This is a genomic window from Stenotrophomonas pictorum JCM 9942 (assembly GCF_001310775.1).
Lineage (GTDB): Bacteria > Pseudomonadota > Gammaproteobacteria > Xanthomonadales > Xanthomonadaceae > Stenotrophomonas > Stenotrophomonas pictorum.
In genome coordinates this window covers 1-6,588 of record NZ_BAZI01000152.1, presented here as the reverse complement: position 1 = coordinate 6,588, position 6,588 = coordinate 1, and the positions used below count along the sequence as shown (strand labels likewise).

Sequence of the window (6,588 nt, the reverse complement as noted above, 5' to 3'; positions counted from 1 at the left end):
CACGGTGACCTTGCCAAGCTCAGCGGCTGCAACTTAACCCGGGAAAAATGAAATTGCAATCGGGTAAAAGCCACTCTGTCAACCCCCTTTTGACCCATCAGTGGGACCCCTATGGACTATTCATTCATCTTGTACGTATTGGCCGGACTGCTGGTTGTGACCGGGATCGCAGGCGTCATTCTCCCCGCGCTTCCCGGGGTGCCCCTGGTGTTCGCCGGGCTGCTGGTTGCGGCGTGGACCGACGGGTTTGACCGGGTCGGCTGGCTCCCCTTGCTGTTGCTGGGCGTCCTGACCGCGATTTCGGTGGTGATCGACGTGCTTTCCACGGTGATCGGCGCACAGCGGGTCGGAGCCAGCAAGCTGGCCCTGGTCGGATCGGCGATAGGTACCGTGGCCGGCCTGTTTTTCATGCCGATCGGCCTGTTCGTTGGACCGTTCGCCGGTGCGCTGGCCGGCGAATACATCAACGGGCGCAAGCTCGGCCAGGCCACCAAGGTCGGACTCGGCACGTGGCTGGGCATCGTGCTCGGGGTCGCGCTGAAACTTGGCCTGGCGGTAGCCATGCTCGGCGTTTTCGCCGTGGCGTGGTTCTTCTGAGCGGGCCGCCGGTGTCTCATGACTCCCCCTGCACGAGACAATCACCGACAATCCCGCCTGACCTGACCACTTGCTCCGCAGCGGACATCCTTCCATGGCCCGCATCCGAAGCAGGCTTCAACTTTCCGCGACCGGATCATGCCCATGCGCAGCCTCCCGCTTCATCTCGCCATCCTGCTCGCTCTGAGCGGACCCAGCGCCTACGCGCTGGGACAGGAATCGATCACCGATCCGGCATCGCCACAGGCCTGTTTCGCGCTGGACTCCGATGCCAGCCGGCTGGCCTGCTACGACAAGGCACTGGGACGCTCGCCGGCCGATACCCGCGCCGCCGATGCCGCCGCCGTTGCCGCACAGCAGGCACGCAAGGAAGCCAAAGCCACCGCCAAGGCCCTGGACGAGCCGCTGCCGCGACGCAACGAGCTGTTCGCACATGACGACCTGGCCGCTGCCGCGGCCAACGCCGGGCGCGGTTCGCTGTGGGACAGCCGCTGGGAACTGGCCAGGGATTCGAAGTTGGGCCGTTTCCAGCTGCGTGCCTACAAGCCGGTGTACCTGTTGCCGGCATTCTGGACCAGCAAGCCCAACGTGATGCCGCGCTCGCCCAACCCGGCCAATTCGGTGACCCAGGCCGAGGAGCTGGAAAGCACCGAGCTGAAGTTCCAGCTCAGCTTCAAGACCAAGGTGGCCGAGAACCTGTTCGGCGACAACGGCGACCTCTGGGTCGGCTACACCCAGAGCTCGCGCTGGCAGGCCTACAACAGCGAAATCTCGCGCCCGTTCCGTGAAACCAACTACGAGCCGGAAGTGATGCTGGCCTTCCGCAACGGCTATTCGCTGTTCGGCTGGAACGGCCGCATGAGCGCAGTCAGCTTCAACCACCAGTCCAACGGCCGCAGCGACCCGCTCTCGCGCAGCTGGAACCGGGTGATCCTCAATGTCGGTCTGGACCGCGAGAACTGGGCAGTGATGCTGCGCCCGTGGTACCGCATTCCGGAAGGGCGCAAGGACGACAACAACCCGGATATCGACGATTACATGGGCCGTGGCGATGCCAGCGTCATCTACAACCGCAACGGCCATGAAGTGGCCCTGACCGGCCGCCACTCGCTGCGCAGCGGCGACCGCGCGCACGGCTCGCTGCAGCTGGACTACGGCTTCCCGATCAACAACCTGCTGCGTGGTCATGTGCAGGTGTTCGACGGTTACGGCGAAAGTATGATCGACTACAACCACCGCGCGACCTATGTCGGCGTCGGTGTCTCGCTACTGGAGTGGTTCTGAGGCAATGAAAGCGACAATCTGGCACAACAACCGCTGTTCCAATTCACGTGGCGCGCTCGCGCTGCTGCAGGAGGCCGGTGTGCAGGTGGAGGTCATCCACTACCTGGATACGCCACCGTCTGCGACCGAGCTGCGGACCCTGCTGGCCGAAATGGGCATGCCCGCCCGCGACCTGCTGCGCAGCAAGGAGGCCGCCTACAGCGAACTGGGGCTGGCCGCGCAGCTGGACGACGAGACAGCGCTGATCAACGCCATGGTCGCGCACCCGGCGCTGATCAACCGCCCGATCGTGCGCACGGCCAAAGGCACCGCACTGTGCCGCCCACCGGAAACCGTGAACGCCCTGCTCTGAGCCCCACGGGGCGACGGACCTTGGCGTTCCCGCCCCCGGCCCGCTACAACGTCTTGCCACCCACGGCGAGGATCGCCTCGTACAACTCCTCAAGATGCTGTCGTGGCAGAAACGCGCGATCGTTGATGAAGAATGACGGCGTGCCGGTGACACCACTGCGCATGCCGCTGTCTATATCGGCTTGGATACGCTGTCGGTAGGCCGGATCCTCCTGCGCCGCCACCAGCCCCTCTTCGGACAGTCCCAGCTCCCGGGTCAGCTGCCGGTAGAACTCCTCACCCAGCTGCGGCTGGGCGCTGTACAGCGCGTCATGCGCCTGCCAGAAGCGCCCGTATGTGCCTGCATATTCGGCCGTTACCGCCGCTGCCCAGGCCTGCGGATGCGACAGCTGCAACGGGAAGTGTCTGAAAACCACGCACAGCGAGCTGCCGAAACGCTGTTGCAGACGTTTGACGAGCGAAAACGCTTCGCCGCACGCCGCGCATTGGTAATCGCCGTATTCCACCAGCACGACCGGAGCGGCAAGGTTGCCGGCCACATGATCCTGCGCACTCGCCGGAACACCCAGGACACTCATACATGGCCTCCCCAATGATCGTTGCGGACCTGCCGGCCGCGACCAACGCGCGGGCTGCAGGAGAACCTACCCCGGCGACCGCGCTATCGGCGTGAAGCGCGGCCAACGCTCCAACTGCCACGGCACACCGTCTGGCCACCGCTCCACTTTCCCTGCGCCGATCCTGCAGGCAAAATCCCGCCACACCGACAGGAAGTCAGCGCATGCCCCGCAAGTACCGTTCGTTCTTCGCCTACACCTCGGCCCTGCTGGGCCTGTTGAGTCTGCTGGCGGTGGCCTGCTTCCACTTTCCCGAACTGCTGACCAGCCGCGAGTTCCGCGCGGTCTACAACGAGCAGTTCGCGCGCCACCTGCTGCTGGTCGGGCTGGCGGCCGCGTTCATCCTCGGCACGATGGCGATCCTGCGCGACCGCAACAAGCGCATCGCCACCCTCGGCGTGGGCAGTGCCACGCTGGCCGTGCTGCTGGGCGGCACCAATGTGCAGTTCGACGCGATCGGCCAGACGCCCTACTCGCTCGGCCTGGACTGGTTCGTGCTGTCGCTGTTCTTCTCGGCGCTGGTGTTCGTGCCGCTGGAACGTTATCTGGGCAAGCGCGCCCTGTCGCCGCTGCGGCCGGGCTGGCGCACCGACGTGGCTACTTCTTCATGAGCCACGTGCTGGTGCAGTTCATCCTGATCCTGGTCACCGCCTCGACCTCCACGGTTGCCGCACTGGCCGCCTTCCCGGCGCTGAAGAACCTGATCCAGTCGCTGCCGGTGTGGGCGCAGTTCCTGATCGCCGTGTTCGTGGCCGACATGGCGCAGGCGCTGCTGCATCGGGCCTATCACAACATTCCCTGGCTGTGGCGTTTCCACGCGGTGCACCATTCCAGCCGGCACATGGACTGGCTGGCCGGCTCGCGCATCCATTTCGTCGAGATCGTGCTGACCCGCAGCGCGGTGCTGCTGCCGCTGCTGATCCTGGGCTTCTCCACGCCGGCGGTGAACGCCTACGTGATCCTGGTCGGGCTGCAGGCAGTGCTGGCGCACGCCAACCTCGGCATCCGTTTCGGCTGGCTGGAATACCTGCTGGTACTGCCGCGCTACCACCACTGGCACCACGCCCGGCAGCAGGACTATGTGGATGTGAACTACGCCATCCATCTGCCGCTGGTGGACATGCTGATGGGCACTTTCAAACTGCCGCGCGACCAGGCGCAGTGGCCGGAGGAATACGGCGTGATGAAGCTGGAAACCGTGCCCAAGGGCATCGTCAGCCAGCACCTGATGCCGTTCCAGGGCGGGCGCAGGTACCAGGACCACGTGGACTGAAAGCTGCCGCCAAGCGCCCCGGCTCAGCGCCAGTCGCTGATGCCCTCGCGCCGGTAGACCTCGGCAAACGCCGGCCGGGCTTTCATGCGCGCGGCATGCGCGGCCAGCTCCGGCCAGCGGTCACTCGGACGCGGCAGGTTGCGGCTCCAGCGCATCAGCATGGTCAGCATGAAATCCACGGCGCTGAGCCGCTCACCGAGCAGGTACGGACCGGCGAGGGTGAGCTGGTCGGCGACCTGCTGCCATGCCGCCTCCAGCTGCACGCGTGCCCGTTCCCGGACCGCCTCGCTGTGGTTTTCGCCGGCCGGTTCGTGCGGGTAGAACCAGCTGCGATACGCCGGCATCAGGGTGTACACGCAGAAGCACATCCAGCGGTAGTAATCGCCGCGCGCCGGGGTTCCCGGTGCCGGTGCCAGCCCGGCCTGCGGATGCAGATCGGCCAGATGCATCACGATGGCCGCCGACTCGGTCAGCACCTGCCCGTCGAGCAGCAACGCCGGCACGCGCCCGGCCGGATTGATCGCCAGGTACGCCGGCGACTTCTGCTCGCCACGCTCGAAGTCCAGCTGGCGCAACGCGTGATCGATGCCCAGCTCGATCAGCAGCCAGTGCACCACCAGCGAGGCACTGCTTTGCGATCCATACAGCACGACAGACATGGCGTTCTCTCTGGCAGGCGGAACCGCATTCTAGCGACGTCTCCGGCGCCGGAGACGGGCCGCCGGTGCAACTTGAAGCCTTCGCCGGAAAACAAAACGGCCCGGGCAGAACCCGGGCCGTTTCGGTCTCGTCAGCAACGCCGGCGGTCTACTCGACCACCACCGGAATCTTGCCGATGCGGGCCTGCCATTCGCGCGGGCCGGTCTTGTGCACCGACTCGCCGGTGGAGTCCACCGCCACGGTCACCGGCATGTCCTGCACGGTGAACTCGTAGATCGCTTCCATGCCCAGGTCGGCAAAACCGACTACCTTGGAGGCCTTGATCGCCTTGGACACCAGGTAGGCCGAGCCACCGACCGCCATCAGGTAGGCCGACTTGTTGTCACGGATGGCATCGATCGCCGCCGGGCCACGCTCGGCCTTGCCGACCATGCCCAGCAGGCCGGTCTGTTCCAGGATCTGGCGGGTGAACTTGTCCATGCGGGTGGCGGTGGTGGGGCCGGCCGGGCCCACCACTTCGTCACGCACCGGATCGACCGGGCCGACGTAGTAGATGAAGCGGCCCTTCAGGTCCACCGGCAGCGGCTCGCCCTTGTTGAGCATGTCGACCATGCGCTTGTGCGCGGCGTCACGGCCGGTCAGCAGCTTGCCGTTGAGCAGCAGGGTCTGGCCCGGCTTCCAGCTGGCCACTTCTTCCGGCGTGATGCTGTCCAGGTCCACGCGGGTGCCCTTGGAGCGTCGTAGGTGATCTGCGGCCAGTCTTCCAGCGACGGCGGGTCCAGCATCACCGGGCCGCTGCCGTCCAGGGTGAAGTGGGCGTGGCGGGTGGCGGCACAGTTGGGGATCATCGCCACCGGCAGGTTGGCCGCGTGGGTCGGGAAGTCCTTGACCTTGATGTCCAGCACCGTGGTCAGGCCGCCCAGGCCCTGCGCGCCAATGCCCAGCGCGTTGACCTTCTCGTACAGTTCCAGACGCAGCTCTTCGGCACGGTTGGAGGGCCCACGGGCCTGCAGATCGGTGATGTCGATCGGCTCCATCAGCGCCTCCTTTGCCAGCAGCATCGCCTTCTCGGCGGTACCACCGATACCGATGCCGAGCATGCCCGGCGGGCACCAGCCGGCGCCCATGGTCGGCACGGTCTTGAGCACCCAGTCCACGATCGAGTCGGACGGGTTGAGCATGGCGAACTTGCTCTTGGCCTCCGAACCACCGCCCTTGGCGGCGACGATCACCTCGACCTTGTCACCTGGCACGACCTTGATGTTGACCACACCCGGGGTGTTGTCACGGGTATTGGTGCGCTTGCCGGCCGGGTCGGCCAGCACCGAGGCGCGCAGCTTGTTGTCCGGGTAGGCGTAGGCGCGGCGGATGCCCTCGTTGGCCATGTCCTCCACGCCCATGGTGGCGTCGTCCCAGCGCACGTTCATACCGATTTCCAGGAACACGGTGACGATGCCGGTGTCCTGGCAGATCGGGCGGTGGCCCTCGGCGCACATGCGCGAGTTGATCAGGATCTGCGCGATGGCCTCTTTGGCCGCCGGCGACTCCTCGCGCTCATAGGCGGCGGCGAGGTTCTTGATGTAGTCGACCGGGTGGTAGTACGAAATGTACTGCAGTGCGTCGGCGACGGACTGGATGAAATCTTCCTGCTTGATCGATGTCACGGCGTGCTCGCTTGCTTGGGGCTGGCGGGGGGTTCCAGCCGCACATTTTACGCCCTGCCGCCGGCCCGTGCCCTGCGGGCGTCCTGCCGGCAAGGAGGGATGTGGCGGGATCGCCCCCTCCGCAACGGCTTGGGGCCGGCCG

The 6,588-nt window shown here is 66.0% G+C and carries 7 protein-coding genes and 1 pseudogene; 5 read left to right on the top strand and 3 right to left on the bottom strand.

The window, feature by feature from the left end:
• Positions 1-111 precede the first annotated feature (111 nt).
• From JCM9942_RS09145 to arsC, 3 genes are all read left to right on the top strand, one after another.
• The gene (locus JCM9942_RS09145; RefSeq protein ID WP_054659173.1) at positions 112-597 is read left to right on the top strand and encodes a DUF456 domain-containing protein; all 486 of its coding nucleotides are present in this window, start codon (positions 112-114) and stop codon (positions 595-597) included.
• A gap of 144 nt (positions 598-741) precedes the next feature.
• Positions 742-1,881: a phospholipase A gene (locus JCM9942_RS09140; RefSeq protein WP_083468479.1), complete on the top strand. Its 1,140-nt coding sequence runs from the start codon at positions 742-744 to the stop codon at positions 1,879-1,881.
• A 4-nt stretch (positions 1,882-1,885) separates the two neighbouring features.
• Entirely contained in the window at positions 1,886-2,233 is a 348-nt protein-coding gene (arsC, locus tag JCM9942_RS09135; protein ID WP_054659169.1) for an arsenate reductase (glutaredoxin), read from the top strand.
• A 43-nt stretch (positions 2,234-2,276) separates the two neighbouring features.
• Here arsC and JCM9942_RS09130 read toward each other — a convergent pair whose 3' ends face one another.
• The gene (locus JCM9942_RS09130; RefSeq protein WP_054659167.1) at positions 2,277-2,810 is read right to left on the bottom strand and encodes a DsbA family protein; all 534 of its coding nucleotides are present in this window, start codon (positions 2,808-2,810) and stop codon (positions 2,277-2,279) included.
• A gap of 203 nt (positions 2,811-3,013) precedes the next feature.
• On the opposite strand from JCM9942_RS09130, the gene JCM9942_RS19635 reads away from it, so the two are divergent.
• The gene (locus tag JCM9942_RS19635; protein ID WP_054659165.1) at positions 3,014-3,460 is read left to right on the top strand and encodes a hypothetical protein; all 447 of its coding nucleotides are present in this window, start codon (positions 3,014-3,016) and stop codon (positions 3,458-3,460) included.
• Positions 3,457-4,122 carry a sterol desaturase family protein gene (locus JCM9942_RS19630; RefSeq protein WP_054659163.1) on the top strand — a complete coding sequence of 222 codons (666 nt, stop codon included), beginning with the start codon at positions 3,457-3,459 and terminating at the stop codon, positions 4,120-4,122. Before JCM9942_RS19635 ends, JCM9942_RS19630 begins: the two co-directional genes overlap by 4 nt.
• A gap of 23 nt (positions 4,123-4,145) precedes the next feature.
• On the opposite strand, the gene JCM9942_RS09115 is transcribed toward JCM9942_RS19630, so the two are convergent.
• Together JCM9942_RS09115 and JCM9942_RS09110 are read right to left on the bottom strand one after the other, a co-directional pair.
• Positions 4,146-4,781, bottom strand: coding sequence for a glutathione S-transferase family protein (locus tag JCM9942_RS09115; protein WP_054659160.1), 636 nt, complete (start codon positions 4,779-4,781; stop codon positions 4,146-4,148).
• A gap of 148 nt (positions 4,782-4,929) precedes the next feature.
• A pseudogene (locus JCM9942_RS09110) lies at positions 4,930-6,446 on the bottom strand (fumarate hydratase).
• Positions 6,447-6,588 lie beyond the last annotated feature (142 nt).